Genomic DNA, 13,818 nt, shown 5'->3' with positions numbered 1-13,818 from the left:
GCTCAGCCGAACAGCCGCGCCTGGGACTGCGCCGCGATGTCGTCGGAGAACTGCGAAACCCGCGTGTACACCCCGGGCTTGCCCGGTTTCCCGCAGCCGTCGCCGAAGGACACGATGCCGATCAGGGTGTCGCCTTCGACGAGCGGGCCGCCGGAGTCGCCTTGGCAGGCGTCCTGGCCGCCCTGCGGGTAGCCGGCGCACACCATGCTCGCCGGGTCGTAGGTGTCGTAGGCCGTTTTGCACGTGGAGTCGCTGACCAGCGGCACCTGGGCGCTGCGCAGCACGTCCGACCGCTGCCCGCCTTCGGAAAGCCGTCCCCAGCCGAGCACGGTCGCCTGCGTGCCTTCCGCGTACAGCGACTGGTCGCTCTTGTCCGCGACCTTCGCGGCGCGGTACGGCAGCCGTCCGCGCACGGTGAGGACCGCGATGTCGTCGCCCTTCGTCGGATCGCTGTAGTCCGGGTTGACCCAGACCCGCGAGACGCCGAGTTCCACGCCGTCGTCGCCGCGCTTGTCCTGGCGGCCCGCGACCACGTGGACCGACGACTTCGGCAGGGCTTTCGCGCAGTGCGCGGCGGTCGCCACCGCGGACGGGCTCACGATCACCGCGCCGCAGAACTGCGAGCCGCTCTGGTCGGTGAGATACACCGCGTACGGGTGGTCGGCGAGCGAAGCTTCGCTGCCGCCGACGATCCGGGGCTGCGCGTGCGAGCCCGGGTCGGACGGCGCCGCCGCCCAGGCCGAGCCGACCGGGACCGCGATCGCGGCGGCGAGCAGCGAGCCCGCCGCGAGCAGGACCGGACGACGGAGCTTCGCGGGCATGGGCTTTCCCTTCATCGGCACTACGACAGCACAGCCTGGACGCGCACGGGAATCGGCCGACTCCGGCGCGTGCACACACGGCCGCGATTACCCTAAACGGGCCAAGCCCAAAACGGTGTCACTGGAACGGGTGGACTCTCTATACACCGAGCGCATTCGCTTAGCTGGAGTCATGCGACGGAAAACAGCCGCGACGGCCGGCGCGCTGACGGCCTTTCTGCTGGCCGGATGTGCCACCGGAACCCCCGCGGCTCCCCCGCCGAGCCCGTTCACCGCGCCGTCGGCACCTGCCAGCCCGACACTTCCGGCAACTCGGACAGCGACGAGCGCGCCCGCCGTCACCTGGCAGGTGGGTGCCCGTCCGCTGCCGCTGCGCCCGGACGGCTTCGGCCAGATCCTGCCGACTCCACCCGAACTGGTGAACCGTTCGCTGCCGACCCAGGACTTCCTCCCGCCGCCAGCGAGCACGACGTACACCGCCAAGATCGCCGACGTCCCGGACACCGTGCTCAAGCGCAGCACTTGGCAGGCCGCCTGTCCGGTGCCGTCGGCCGACCTCCGTTACGTCACGCTTTCCTTCCGGGGCTTCGATCATCGCGCGCACACCGGCGAACTGCTCGTGCACAAGGACGCGGCTCCAGCGGTGGTCAAGGCGTTCGGCGAGTTGTACGCGCAGCAGTTCCCCATCGAGGAAATGCGCATCACCTCCCCCGCCGAACTCGACGCTCCGCCGACCGGCGACGGCAACGACACCAGCGCGTTCGTCTGCCGTCCGGTGCGCGGGCAGAAGAACTGGTCCGCGCACGCGTACGGGCTCGCCGTGGACGTCAACCCGTTCTGCAACCCGTACACCAAGGACGACCTCGTCCTCCCCGAACTGGCGTCCGCCTACGTCGACCGCGCGAACGTGCGGCCGGGGATGGTCACCGCCGGCGGCCCGGTCGTGCGCGCGTTCGCCGGGGCGGGCTGGCAGTGGGGCGGGGCGTGGAAGTCGCCGGTCGACCGGATGCATTTCACAGCCAACGGCGAGTGATCCGGGAACACCGGGACGGGCCTGCGGGGTTGACTAGGCTGGCAGCAGACCGCTTTTCGGGAAGGACCGCCGTGCCGCACTACGACCTGGTGATCATCGGGACCGGATCGGGAAACTCGATCCTCGGGCCGGAGTTCGCCGACCTCCGGACGGCCATCGTCGAGAAGGGCGTGTTCGGCGGGACCTGCCTGAACGTCGGCTGCATTCCGACGAAGATGTTCGTCTACGCCGCCGACGTCGCCGCGACGCCCGCGGGCAGCTCGCGCTTCGGCGTGGACGAAGAGCTCACCGCGGTGCGCTGGCCGGACATCCGCGACCGGATCTTCGGCCGGATCGACCCGATCGCCGAGGGCGGCGCGGAGTACCGCGAGAACCACGAGGACAACCGCAACGTCGACGTCTACCGCGGCGAAGGCCGGTTCACCGGCATGAAGGAGCTGCGCGTCCGCTTCTCCGACGGCCGTCCGGACGAGGTCGTCACCGCGGACCGGTTCGTGCTTGCCGCGGGCGGGCGGCCGGTGCTCCCGGATGTGCCGGGGCTGGCCGAAACCGGCTACTACACCTCCGACACGATCATGCGGCTCGACGCACTGCCGGAGCGGATCGTCATCCTCGGCGGCGGATACATCGCGGCGGAGTTCGCGCACGTCTTCGCGTCGTTCGGCGTCGCGGTCACGATGGTGAACCGTTCCGGCGCACTGCTGCGGCAAGAGGACGCGGACATCAGCGCGCGGTTCACCGAGCTGGCTTCGCAGCGGTTCGACGTCCGGCTGGACCGCAAGACGGTTCGCGCGCGCACCACGGACAACGGGGTCGCACTGGATCTCGAAGGCCCGCAGGGCGCGGAGACCGTCGAGGCCGACCTGATCCTGGTCGCCACCGGCCGCAAGCCGAACTCGGACCTGCTCGACGTGGCCGCCACCGGCGTCGCCACCACCGAACGCGGGCACGTCGTGGTGGACGACTACCAGCAGACGTCCGTCGAAGGCATCTACGCGCTCGGCGACATCTCGTCGCCGCTGGAGCTGAAGCACGTCGCGAACCACGAAGCCCGTGTGGTGCAACACAATCTCGCGCATCCGGACGACCGCATCAAGGCCGACCACCGGTTCGTGCCGCACGCGGTGTTCACCTCCCCGCAGGTGGCGTCGGTCGGGCTGACCGAGGCGGAGGCGACGGAACGCGGACTGTCCTTTGTGGTCTCGAAGCAGGACTACGCGGGCATCGCCTACGGCTGGGCGATGGAGGACACCACCGGTTTCGCGAAGCTGCTGGCCGATCCGGCGACCGGGCAGCTGCTGGGCGCGCACATCATCGGCCCGCAGGCCTCGACAGTGATCCAGCCGCTGATCCAGGCGATGAGCTTCGGCCTCGACGCGCGGTCGATGGCGCGCGGACAGTACTGGATCCACCCGGCCATGCCGGAACTGGTGGAGAACGCGCTGCTGAATCTGCCGCTGGACTGACCCCGGGGATACCGAGAGTTGATCGATTCCCGAATCGGGTAACAAGGATCTCGCGTTGTTAGGGTTCCCCGCGGAGGTGCGGGGACTGACATGACCGACATGATCGCCGGGGAAATCGTTGCGGCCGCGGAGAATCTGGCCGCTCGCTGGACCGACGTGACGGATCTCGAGCTGGTGTTCGCCGTGCGGCGGGCCGAACTCGGGACGACAGCCGCGACGCTCGCGTTGCTGGAGGAGCTCCGGGCGAAGCCGTCCGAGTGGACCGCGGAATGCCTCGCGGTGGCGGTGGCCGCGCTCGACGATGTGCGGCGCACCGGCCAGCTTCCCGAGTCAGCGCTGGCCAGTTAGCTCGTGAGTGGCGGTGCCGGTTCTCGCCGGCACCGCCACTCACGAGGTCTCACACGAAGCGCCGCCGCCCGGACAGCGCCCCGAACACCATCTGCGTCACCATCACCACGAGCAGCACGATCAACGACACCGTCCAGTTGCCCGTCGCGTCGTGCAGCAGGCCGAACACGAACGGCCCCACCGCTGCCAGCAGGTAGCCGAAGCCCTGCGCCATTCCCGAAAGCCGCGCCGTTTCGGCTCCGGTACGGGCTCGCAGCGCGATCACCGTCAGGGCCAGCGAGAACACGCTCATCCCGATGCCGAGCAGGATGCTCCACAGCAGCGGCGAGAACCCGGGCGCGATGACGAGGCCGAGCATGCCTGCCGCGCCGAAGATGCCCATCCCGACGATCCACGGGCTCTGGCTCTTCTGCCGCGCCGCGATCGGCGGGATCACCAGGCTGATCGGCACCGCGATCACCGAGATCAGGCCGAGCAGCAGACCGGCGTCGGCCTTGCTGACGCCCGCGTCGATGAACACCTGCGGCAGCCAGCCCATCACGACGTAGGCGATGAACGACTGCAGGCCGAAGAAGATCGTGACGATCCACGCCAGCGGGCTGCGCATCAGCGACCGGGCGGGAGCGGAGCCCGCGGCCGGGCGCGGCGGACGGCCCGTGCCGCGCGAGGCGATCAGCCACGCGACCAAAGCGATCGCCGACAGCACACCCCACGAACCGAGCGCGGCGCGCCAGCCGCCGAGGGCGGATTCCAGCGGCGGGCTCAGCGCGGAACCCGCCGCGCCGCCGCCCTGCAGCGCCGCGGTGTAGACGCCGGTCATGAGCCCGACGCGAGCCGGGAACGAATCCTTGATGACCACCGGGATCAGTACGTTGACCAGCGCGATTCCGGCGGTGGCGACGAGCGTGCCGCCGAGCACCACGTACGGTCCGTCGAGCACCCGCACCGCCAGGCCCGCGGTCAGCACCGCCAGCGCCAGGCCGATCGCCGGGCCGATGCCCAGGCGGCGCGACAGCACCGGCGCGGCCAGGCCGGCTCCGGCGAAACAGAGGCCGGGCAGAGTCGTGAGGATGCTCGCCCACACCGCGGACGCGCCGAGGCTGCCGCGCATTTCCGCGAGCAGCGGGCCGACGCTCGTGATCGCCGGCCGCAGGTTCATCGCCGTCAGCACCACCGCGATCGCCAGCAGCACGCCGCCCGCCACCACGCCCGGACGGCGACCGGCGGGCACCTCTTCCTCAAGGCTGCCTTCCAGTTCGAGTTCGAGCCGGTCGGAGTAGGTGGCGGTGGACACGGCTGCAGAGTCTCGGGAATCGGCGGACATGTGCGCTACTATCGCATACGTAGGATGATTGGATGAAGGGATCAGGCTGTGCCGTTGGCCACCACCCGCCGCGCCGGACTCGTCGACCAGGTCATCGATCAGCTGCGCGAGGCGGTCACCGCCGGAGAATGGCCGATCGGGCACCGGATCCCGACCGAGCCGGAGTTGTCCGCGCAGCTGGGCGTCGGGCGCAACACGGTGCGCGAGGCCGTGCGCGCGCTGGCGCACACCGGGATCTTGGAAGTCCGCCAGGGTGACGGCACGTACGTGCGCGCGACGAGCGAGGTGTCCGGCGCGATCCGCCGCCTGTGCGGGACGGAACTGCGCGAGGTGCTGCACGTCCGGCGGCTGCTGGAGGTCGAGGGCGCCCGGCTGGCCGCGACCGCGCGCACCGAGGAAGACCTGGCCGAACTGCGCGTCCTGCTCAACCGGCGCGACACCGACTGGGACGAGGGCCGCCTCGACGATTTCGCCCGCAGCGACGCGGAATTCCACCAGGTCGTGGTCCGGTGCGGGCACAACGGGCTGCTGCTGGAGCTGTACCGCGGCCTGATGGAGGCGATCACCGCGAGCGTGGCGTCCACTTCGGACAATCCGGAGCACGCGGAGATGATCCGGCACCGGGAGCTGGTGGAAGCGATCGATGCGCGCGATGCCGGGCGGGCTGCCGATGAGGCGGCTGGGTTCCTGGACGAGTTGATCGCGCGGGCCGAGGACTTGTGATCAGTCGTTCCGCGGCGGGCTGAGGACCGGAGTGAAGCTGGCGAGATCGGCGGCCAGGAGGTCCGCGCCTCGGCGGGTCCGCTCGTCCGCGTCTCTGCTCAGCGCCTGGCACTCCCGCACAGCGGCGTCCCGTTCGGTGGCGTACACGATGAACACGTCGCGCACTGCGGTGTAGATCCAGTCAGCGTGGTTGGGGTCGGCGTCGGCAAGAGCGGCGGCGACCACAGCCAGCCCCGCCGAGTCGTGACGGCGGAGCAATGCCTCCGCCGTCATGCGGGTGACGAACGTGTCCCCGGTGTCCAGCACGAGTCCCAGCAGCGGCCCCTTGGCCTCGGCCATCTCGGCAAAGACGGCGAGGCTGCGGCCCGCGTCCGTTCGATCGCGATAGTCGGGGCTTTCCGCTAGCGGGATCAGGGCCGCCACCGCGGCGCGCCTCGCCTCGTTGTTCACCGCCGCATTCTGCCTCGGCCGGAGCGCGCCGCCTATCGAGTTTTCCCAGCCGGGAATGCCCTACGGCAGTGTGAGGATTTCCGCGCCGTCAGCCGTCACCACGAGGGTGTGCTCGAACTGCGCAGTCCACTTCTTGTCCTTCGTGGTGACCGTCCAGTCGTCGGCCCACACGTCGTAGTCGATGGTGCCGAGCGTGATCATCGGCTCGATCGTGAAGGTCATGCCTTCTTCGATCAGCGTCTGCACCGAGGGCTCTTCGTAGTGCAGCACCGTCGGCGCGGTGTGGAACGCCGGGCCGACGCCGTGGCCGGTGAAGTCGCGGACCACGCCGTAGCCGAACCGCTTCGCGTACGCCTCGATCACGCGGCCGATCACGTTCAACTGCCGGCCGGGGCGGACCGCCTTGATCGCGCGCGCGGTCGCCTCGCGGGTGCGCTCGACCAGGAGCCGCACCTCCTCGGAGACGTCGCCGGCGAGGAAGGTCGCGTTGGTGTCGCCGTGCACGCCGCCGATGAAGGCCGTGACGTCGATGTTGCAGATGTCGCCGTCCTCGATCACGGTCGAGTCCGGGATGCCGTGGCAGATCACCTCGTTCAACGAGGTGCAGCACGACTTCGGGTAGCCGCGGTAGCCGAGCGTCGACGGGTACGCGTGGTGGTCGAGCAGGAACTCGTGCACGACCTTGTCGATGTCGTCGGTGGTCGCGCCCGGTTTGACCGCCTTGCCGCCCTCCTCGAGCGCCTGCGCGGCGATCTTCGACGCGACCCGCATCGCCTCGATGACCTCGGGCGTGCGCACTCCGTTGCCGGTGTCCCGTTTCGGCGCCGGCCGGTCCACGTACTCGGGGCGGGCGATGTCGGCGGGGACGGCACGGCGCGGCGTCTGGACACCGGGCTTCAACGGGGCGCGAACGGACATGTCCCCAGCCTACGACCTCGTCCGGCCGCGGCGCAGCCAGCTCAGAACAGCACCGTCGCGTACTGCCCGACCTGCTGGAACCCGATCCGGCGGTACGCCGCGAGCGCGGGCGCGTTGAACCCGTTCACGTACAGGCTCGCGGTCCGGCCGAGGCCGTGGACCAGGCGGTTCACCACCGCCGCGGTGCCCGCGGTGCCGAGCCCGCCGCCGCGCCGGTCCGGATGCACCCACACGCCCTGGATCTGGCCGACCCGCGCGGACATCGCGCCGATCTCGGCCTTGAACACGACCTCGCCGTCCTCGAACCGGGCGAACGCGCGGCCGGTGGAGATCAGCTCGCTGACCCGGGCGCGGTAGCTGGCTCCGCCGTCGCCCGCGCGCGGATCGACGCCGACCTCCTCGATGAACATCGCCACCGCCGCGGGCAGGTAGCGGTCCAATTCGTGCGGGCGGACGGTGCGGACCTGCGGATCGGCGGGCACCAGCGGATCGCCTTCGAGCGCCATCAGCGGCTGGTCGCCCCGCACCTCGCGGGCCGGCCCCCATTCCGACGACAGCTCGTCCCAGAGCCCGAGCACCTGCGGCGCGGGTCCGACGAGCGAGGAGCAGGTGCGCTGGCGGCGCAGAGCGCGGTCGGCGAAGGACCGCAGCGCCGAAGCGTTGCCGCGCAAGGGGATCAGGTTGGGTCCGGCGAAGCACAAACCGGTGAGCCGTCCGGCGCGCACCGGACGGGAGTCGGCCGCCCACAGCTCGCCACCAAGACGCCACGGGTCGAGACCGGCCGCCTCGACCCGGGCGCTGACCATGCAGCTGCCCACCGGGTCGGCGGCGAGTGCAGCGCGCACCGCCGGATAGTCCCGATCATCGAGCAGCCGTGCACCTGCAAGCCGCAACACGGGGTCCAGAGTGCCAGATGAACCGGGTGAACGGAACGCGAGCCGGCCGACACGCTGAGATGAACGGCCCTCGCACCCGAACGGCGGCGCCCCGGCGGGCTCTGGCGCCGACAGTGCTCGAACCCGCGCCGCACCTCCGAGCCTGCCCGCCGGGCGGTGCGGGACGCGCCCCAATGTGGCATTGGGTGCGTCCCACGCACCGAACGCCACATTGGGTGCGTCTGACGCACCCAATGTGGCATTGGGGCACGGACGGCTCAGTGATGGCGCGGAACCAGGTGCAGCAGCCGGGAAGCGTGCGGCGCCAGCGTCGCGGTGAAACTGTCGCGGCTCACTCCCAGGTTCCGGTGCGTCCACAGATCCCGCACCGCCGCCGGGCCGCGCAGTCCCAGGTCCGACCAGGACGCGGTCACCGGGGCCTCCGTCGAGCCCAGGTTGAACAGCGCGACCGTCATCCCGCCGTGGCCGTCCGGGCTGAACCACACCTGTTGCTGGGTCGCCTGCGAAACCGGACGCGCCGGCCGTCCTGCCTGGTCAACGGCGAGCACCTCGCGGTTGGTGAGCAGCTTGAGGTCGTCCGGGTCGAGTTTGGTCAGGTCGGTGCCGAGCAGCAGCGGCGAGGCTTCGATCGCCCACAGCGTCATGACGCTCTGCCGCTCGTCCGGGGTGATGCCGTTCGCGTCGCCGTTGCCGATCTCGATCGAGTCCAGGTCGTTCCAGTGGCCGGGACCCGCGAAGCCAGTCCACTTGGGAGCGTCGGCGAAGCGCAGTTTGACCCGCACGTCCCAGTTGGTGAGGCCGACGCAGTGCGAGTAGCACTCGATGTCGCCTTCGATCCGCCAGCCGTTGCTGTAGCGCTGCCAGGTCGCGGCCTCGGCGATGCTGAGCGAGTTCGACAGTTCCAAGTGGATCGGACGGCTGGCGGCCTGGATCGCCGCGTGCCATTGCCGGATGTCCTCGCGGTTGTCCGCGGGGATCTTGCCTCCGCCGGGTCCGACGAAGTCCATTTTGATGTAGTCGACGCCCCACGACGCCAGCTGCCGAGCCTGCGAACGGACGTACTCGGCCGCGCCGGGCTTGCTGAAGTCGAGTTTCGCGGATTTGTCGTCCGCGGTGTTTCCCGCGCCCGCCATGACGATGTCGTGCACCCGGTACGGCGTGCCCTCGATCGGCGAATCGGCCGCGACCGCTTGCGCCGGGACGCCGGGCACCAGGTAGATGCCGAATTTCAGACCGCGCTGGTGCAGGTACCGGGCCAGCGAGGCGATGCCGTTCGGGAACTTGTTCGGGTCCGGCGCGACCCGGCCGAACTCGTCGACGTGGTCGTTCCAGCCGGCGTCGATGTTGATATAGCGGTAGCCGTACGCGGCGAGCCGATCGTGCATGACGTCGGCCTGCGCCTTGATCGTTTCCTCGGTGAACTTCCGGCGCAGCGCGCTCCAGCTGCTCCAGCCCATCGGCGGCGTTCTCGCCACCGCTGTCCAGGACTCGATCGGCTGACTGTCCGCCGCCGCTGTTCCGGCCAGCGATCCGAAGAGCACCGCTACCGCCGCGGCCAGCACACCGATCCGACTTCGCTTCATCGCGACCACCTCTCCCGGGGATCGCTTCGTTGTACGCGCGCCGAACCGAGGACAGCAATGATTCATCGGATCACTGACCGCTAACCGGGACAACACCCGCCGACCGGATCAACCTCGTTCACCACTGTGAATGCTGGGAATATCCCGCGAAGACCTCTCGACACGGTGGCGAATAGATCCTATCTTTCTTGCGGCGCGCCCCAGCGTCGTTCACTGGCGAACACGGAGGTCCCGGATGAAGTTCAGACCAGCGCGCACCCTCGGGCTCGCCGTAGCGGCGTTGACCGCGACCGCGCTGCTGCCCGCCGGTGCGGCCGCGGCGTGGCCGGGCAGCCAGGACGTCTACGTCTCGCCGTGGGGCAACGATTCCGGGTCCGGGGCCGTCTGGTCGCCAGTGCGCACGCTCCCGCGCGCCCAGCAGCTGGTCCGGCAGCGCGCCGGGCACCTGAATTCCGACTTGACCGTGCACGTCGCCGCCGGCACCTACCGGCTCGACAAACCGCTGGAACTCGACGCGGCGGATTCCGGCACGAACGGCCACCGGGTCGTCTGGCAGGGCTCGCCGGGCACCGTGGTCAGCGGCGGCAAGCAGGTCACCGGCTGGCGTCCGGTCGCCGGACGCCCCGGTCTCTACTCCGCTCCCGCGCCCGCCGGACTGGACAACACTCGCCAGCTGTACGTCGACGGCGTCCGCGCGCAGCGAGCGTCCGGACGGCTTCCGGTGACGGTGAAGGCGACCGACACCGGGTATACCGCGTCCGCGGACACGATGGCGCACTGGCGGAATCCGAGCGACCTCGAACTGGTGTACACCAGCGGCGAGGAGCTGTGGAACGTCGAGCGCAACGGCCTCGGCCAGTGGACCGAGCCGCGCTGCCCGATCGCCTCGGCGCAGGGCACGACGATCACCATGGCCCAGCCGTGCTGGGACAACTCGACCCGGCGCGTGATGTTCGCCGACATCCCCGGCCGTTCGGTCAACATGGTCGGCCCCGGCGATCTCACCAACGGGCGGCAGCCGTCCTATGCGGAGAATGCGTTCGAGCTGCTGGACACTCCCGGCGAGTGGTACCTCGACCGCTCCGCGCACACCGTCTATTACCTGCCGCGCAAGGGCGAAAACCTGCACTGGGCCGACGTCGAGATGCCCGCGCTGGAGAAGCTCGTGGACGGCCGCGGCACCGCCGAAGCGCCGATCCACGACATCTCGTTCCGCGGCATCCAGTTCTCCTACGCGACCTGGCTCGAACCGTCGTCGCCGGAAGGCTTTTCCGAAATCCAGGCCGGCTACCGGATCACCGGCGAACGCGGCTGGGCCACGCAAGGCCTGTGCCAGTTCACGCCCGGCGGCACCTGCCCGTACGCGGACTGGACGAAGGAACCCGGCAACGTCTCGATGTCGCACGGGCACCGGATCGAGTTCCAGGACACCGTGTTCGCACACCTCGGCGCCGCCGGGCTCGATCTCGGCGAAGGCGCGCAGGACAGCAGCGTGTCCGACAGCGTGTTCACCGACATCTCCGGCAACGGCGTCGAAATCGGCGGGGTCAGCAAACCCACCGCCGCTGGCGCGGACCTGACCGCGCGGGTCAAGGTGACCAACAACCACCTGTACGGCATGCCGCGTGAATTCACCGGCGGAGTGCCGATCGTCAACGGGTACTCGCAGGACAATGTCGTGTCGCACAACCAGATCGACCATGTCGCGTACTCCGGCATCTCGATGGGCTGGGGCGGCTGGCCGGACAAGATCAAGCAGGCCGCGACGCCGAACGTCTCGCGCAACAACGTGGTGTCCAACAACCTGATCCACGACTACATGCTTTCGCTGGACGACGGCGGCGGCGTCTACACCCAAGGCATCACCGGCCCGTCGCAGGCCGAGGGCGAGAAGGTGACCGGGAACGTCATCTACGACCAGTGGGGCCTCGGCAAGTCGGTTTACACCGACAACGGCTGCACCTACGAAACCGTTTCCGGCAACGTGCTCTACCACGCTGCGTACGCCAACGTCGCCTCCACGCACGTCGACTACCGCGACTCGCTCGGCAACAACGACCCGACCGTCATCTCCGGGAACTACTGGGAACAGGGCGATCCGGACGGCAACAAGAAGGGCGTCATCACGTCGGGCAACCACCTGCTGAACAATCCGGCCGCCGCACCTAAGTCCATTGTGGACAACGCGGGAATCGAACCGGGCCACCGTTCGGTGCTCAACCGCCGGATCGACGGCGCGTCCGCCCCGCAGGCTCCGACGCGGATCGGCACCTTCTCGGTGTCCGGCCAGCTGTACGCGACCTGGAACCCGACTGTCGCGGAAAACGGTGCGCCAGTGCAGGATTACCTGCTGACCGCTTCGGACGGCAAACACAGTGTCACGAGTTCGGTGTCTGCCAAGGACTTCGCACGCACTGGATACACGGTGATCCCGAAACTGACTGATGGCCAGACGTACACGGTCACCGTCGCCGCGCGCAACCGGTACGGGGTTGGCCTGCCGTCGCTGCCGTCGGCACCGGTCACCGTCGCGCAGCCGGGTACCCAACTCGCTGCCGTCCCGACCGGGGCGAAGGCGCTGCCGAGCACCGACGCGGCGAGCATCCGCTGGACGCCGCCGAAGGAAACCGGGTCGACCCCGGTGATCGGCTACCGGATCACCGTGTCCGACGGCCGCACCATCGAGGTCGTCGGCCGCGACACGATCGTCAGCCAGCCCACGCAGAAAGGCCTGACCCGCGTCGTGGACGGGCTGAAGCCCGGGACCGCGTACACGTTCACCATCGCCGCCGTCACCGGAAACGGCGTCGGCCCCGCGGTGACGGTGCAAACCACCACCGCATAACCGGTGATCGGCGCGTACCGGACCTCCCTGCCGGTGCGCGCCGATCACCCTATTCGGAAGGCCCTTCGATACGCCCCCGGCGTCGTCCCCACCTGCGCCCGGAACCGACGTCGCAAGTTCACCGCCGACACCAGCCCGACCCGCACCGCGATCGCGTCCACCGGCAGATCCGTCTCCTCCAGCAGCCTCCGCGCCTCCGCCACCCGCCTCGACAGCAGCCACGCACCCGGGCTCGTCCCGAGCTGATCAGCGAACCGGCGAGCCAGCGTCCGCGGCGAAATCCTCAAGCGGGCAGCCAAATCCTCGACCGACAGCGGCGTGCCCAGCCGCTCCCCCGCCCAGTCGAGCAGCCCGTCCAACGAGGCATCCGCCGAGACCTGCCGCGGCACGTACTGCACCTGGCCGCCCTCGCGATGCGTCGGCATCACCATGTGCCGCGAGATGAGCGCCGCGTGCGCCGCCCCGTGATCGCGCCGGACCAGGTGCAGGCACAGGTCGATGCCCGCTCCCGCACCCGCGCTGGTGGCGACGTCGCCGTGGTCCACGTAAAGCACGTCCGGTTCCACCCGCACTTCCGGGAAATCCCGCTGCAACTGCTCGAGCCGAGCCCAGTGCGTCGTCGCCGTCCTTCCGTTCAGCAGCCCCGTCTGGGCCAGCGCGAAGGAACCCGAGCAGATCGTGACCAGCCGCGCCCCTCGTTCGTGCGCGCGCAGCAACGCCCGGCGCACCTTCGGCGAGAGCGGCGTCTCGACCGGCGTCCACCCCGGGATCAGCACCGTGTCCGCCTTCGAGAGCGCCGGCAGCCCGCTGGAGACGTGGATCTCGTATCCGGCCGTGGTCGGCACCGGGCCGGGATTTTCCGTGCACACCTCGAATTCGTAGTGCTGCGGCACGCCGCCTCTGGACGTGCCGAACACCTCCACGCCGCAGCCGAGTTCGAACGTCGACTGCACCGGCTGGACGAGAGCCACCACGCGATGCATGGCAAGAAAGTACCCGATGACGTCTTTCCTGACACTGTCCTGCCTGCGCCGGGGCAGCCAAGCTGGGGTCCATGCACTCGGAAATCCTTGCCCAGCCGGGCTACACCTCGGTCCCGGTCGACGAAGCCCCGGTGAAGGACCTGTTCCCCGGCATCCGCCTCCGCCCGCTGTGGAAGGGCGAAAACGGCGCGCACGCCAACGTGGTGGAATTCGATCCCGGCAGCACGTGGCCCGAACGCGACGTGCACGAGCCCGGTCCCGAAGAGGTCTTCGTCGTGTCCGGGACTTTCAACGACGGTGCCCGCGACTACCCGGCAGGCACGTTCATTCATGCGCCGGCGGGATCGTGGCATGTTCCGGCGACGGAGAGCGGCTGCACGTTGTTCGTCTTTTATCCCGAGGGGTAGTCCGTGCGCGGCAATGCCGGT

13 protein-coding genes are annotated in these 13,818 nt (G+C 69.7%); 6 read left to right on the top strand and 7 right to left on the bottom strand.

Annotated features, from left to right (window positions below; all coding sequences use genetic code 11):
• Positions 1-2: 2 nt before the first annotated feature.
• Positions 3-821 carry a trypsin-like serine protease gene (locus L3Q65_RS46795; RefSeq protein ID WP_182896646.1) on the bottom strand — a complete coding sequence of 273 codons (819 nt, stop codon included), beginning with the start codon at positions 819-821 and terminating at the stop codon, positions 3-5.
• A gap of 172 nt (positions 822-993) precedes the next feature.
• Here L3Q65_RS46795 and L3Q65_RS46790 point away from each other — a divergent pair, with 172 nt between their 5' ends.
• The 3 genes from L3Q65_RS46790 (at position 994) to L3Q65_RS46780 (ending at position 3,668) form a co-directional block, all read left to right on the top strand.
• Positions 994-1,854: a M15 family metallopeptidase gene (locus tag L3Q65_RS46790; RefSeq protein WP_237598560.1), complete on the top strand. Its 861-nt coding sequence runs from the start codon at positions 994-996 to the stop codon at positions 1,852-1,854.
• Between the two features lie 71 nt (positions 1,855-1,925).
• Positions 1,926-3,320: a mycothione reductase gene (locus L3Q65_RS46785; RefSeq protein ID WP_182896645.1), complete on the top strand. Its 1,395-nt coding sequence runs from the start codon at positions 1,926-1,928 to the stop codon at positions 3,318-3,320.
• A 90-nt stretch (positions 3,321-3,410) separates the two neighbouring features.
• Complete coding sequence (locus L3Q65_RS46780) at positions 3,411-3,668, top strand: hypothetical protein (protein WP_182896644.1); 258 nt, start codon at positions 3,411-3,413, stop codon at positions 3,666-3,668.
• Positions 3,669-3,717: 49 nt separating this feature from the next.
• Here the strand turns inward: L3Q65_RS46780 and L3Q65_RS46775 are convergent, their stop codons facing one another.
• A complete protein-coding gene (locus tag L3Q65_RS46775; RefSeq protein ID WP_370648163.1) occupies positions 3,718-4,992 on the bottom strand; it encodes a CynX/NimT family MFS transporter in 1,275 nt (424 codons plus the stop codon).
• 48 nt (positions 4,993-5,040) lie between these two features.
• Between L3Q65_RS46775 and L3Q65_RS46770 the strand changes: the two genes are divergently transcribed.
• Positions 5,041-5,715 (top strand): FadR/GntR family transcriptional regulator, encoded by a 675-nt coding sequence (locus L3Q65_RS46770; protein ID WP_237598558.1) that lies wholly within the window; start codon positions 5,041-5,043, stop codon positions 5,713-5,715.
• Here the strand turns inward: L3Q65_RS46770 and L3Q65_RS46765 are convergent, their stop codons facing one another.
• The 4 genes from L3Q65_RS46765 to L3Q65_RS46750 all read right to left on the bottom strand — a co-directional run bounded on the left by L3Q65_RS46765 (position 5,716) and on the right by L3Q65_RS46750 (position 9,562).
• Positions 5,716-6,165: a hypothetical protein gene (locus L3Q65_RS46765; protein ID WP_237598557.1), complete on the bottom strand. Its 450-nt coding sequence runs from the start codon at positions 6,163-6,165 to the stop codon at positions 5,716-5,718. It abuts the gene before it with no gap.
• Between the two features lie 60 nt (positions 6,166-6,225).
• Positions 6,226-7,083 (bottom strand): type I methionyl aminopeptidase, encoded by an 858-nt coding sequence (gene map, locus L3Q65_RS46760; RefSeq protein ID WP_182896641.1) that lies wholly within the window; start codon positions 7,081-7,083, stop codon positions 6,226-6,228.
• Positions 7,084-7,124: 41 nt separating this feature from the next.
• Positions 7,125-7,979, bottom strand: a complete 855-nt coding sequence (locus tag L3Q65_RS46755) for a GNAT family N-acetyltransferase (protein ID WP_182896640.1) — start codon at positions 7,977-7,979, stop codon at positions 7,125-7,127.
• A gap of 257 nt (positions 7,980-8,236) precedes the next feature.
• Complete coding sequence (locus L3Q65_RS46750) at positions 8,237-9,562, bottom strand: glycoside hydrolase family 27 protein (protein ID WP_237598556.1); 1,326 nt, start codon at positions 9,560-9,562, stop codon at positions 8,237-8,239.
• A 235-nt stretch (positions 9,563-9,797) separates the two neighbouring features.
• On the opposite strand from L3Q65_RS46750, the gene L3Q65_RS46745 reads away from it, so the two are divergent.
• Positions 9,798-12,407 carry a fibronectin type III domain-containing protein gene (locus tag L3Q65_RS46745; RefSeq protein ID WP_237598555.1) on the top strand — a complete coding sequence of 870 codons (2,610 nt, stop codon included), beginning with the start codon at positions 9,798-9,800 and terminating at the stop codon, positions 12,405-12,407.
• A 44-nt stretch (positions 12,408-12,451) separates the two neighbouring features.
• Here the strand turns inward: L3Q65_RS46745 and L3Q65_RS46740 are convergent, their stop codons facing one another.
• Entirely contained in the window at positions 12,452-13,390 is a 939-nt protein-coding gene (locus tag L3Q65_RS46740; RefSeq protein WP_237598554.1) for a GlxA family transcriptional regulator, read from the bottom strand.
• A gap of 71 nt (positions 13,391-13,461) precedes the next feature.
• Between L3Q65_RS46740 and L3Q65_RS46735 the strand changes: the two genes are divergently transcribed.
• Complete coding sequence (locus L3Q65_RS46735) at positions 13,462-13,797, top strand: cupin domain-containing protein (protein WP_182896636.1); 336 nt, start codon at positions 13,462-13,464, stop codon at positions 13,795-13,797.
• Positions 13,798-13,818: the final 21 nt, after the last annotated feature.

Origin of the sequence: Amycolatopsis sp. FU40, from assembly GCF_021903635.1 — a bacterium.
Lineage (GTDB): Bacteria > Actinomycetota > Actinomycetes > Mycobacteriales > Pseudonocardiaceae > Amycolatopsis > Amycolatopsis dendrobii.
The sequence above is the reverse complement of the archived record's forward strand: the minus strand, read 5'-3'. Positions and strand labels throughout refer to the sequence as shown.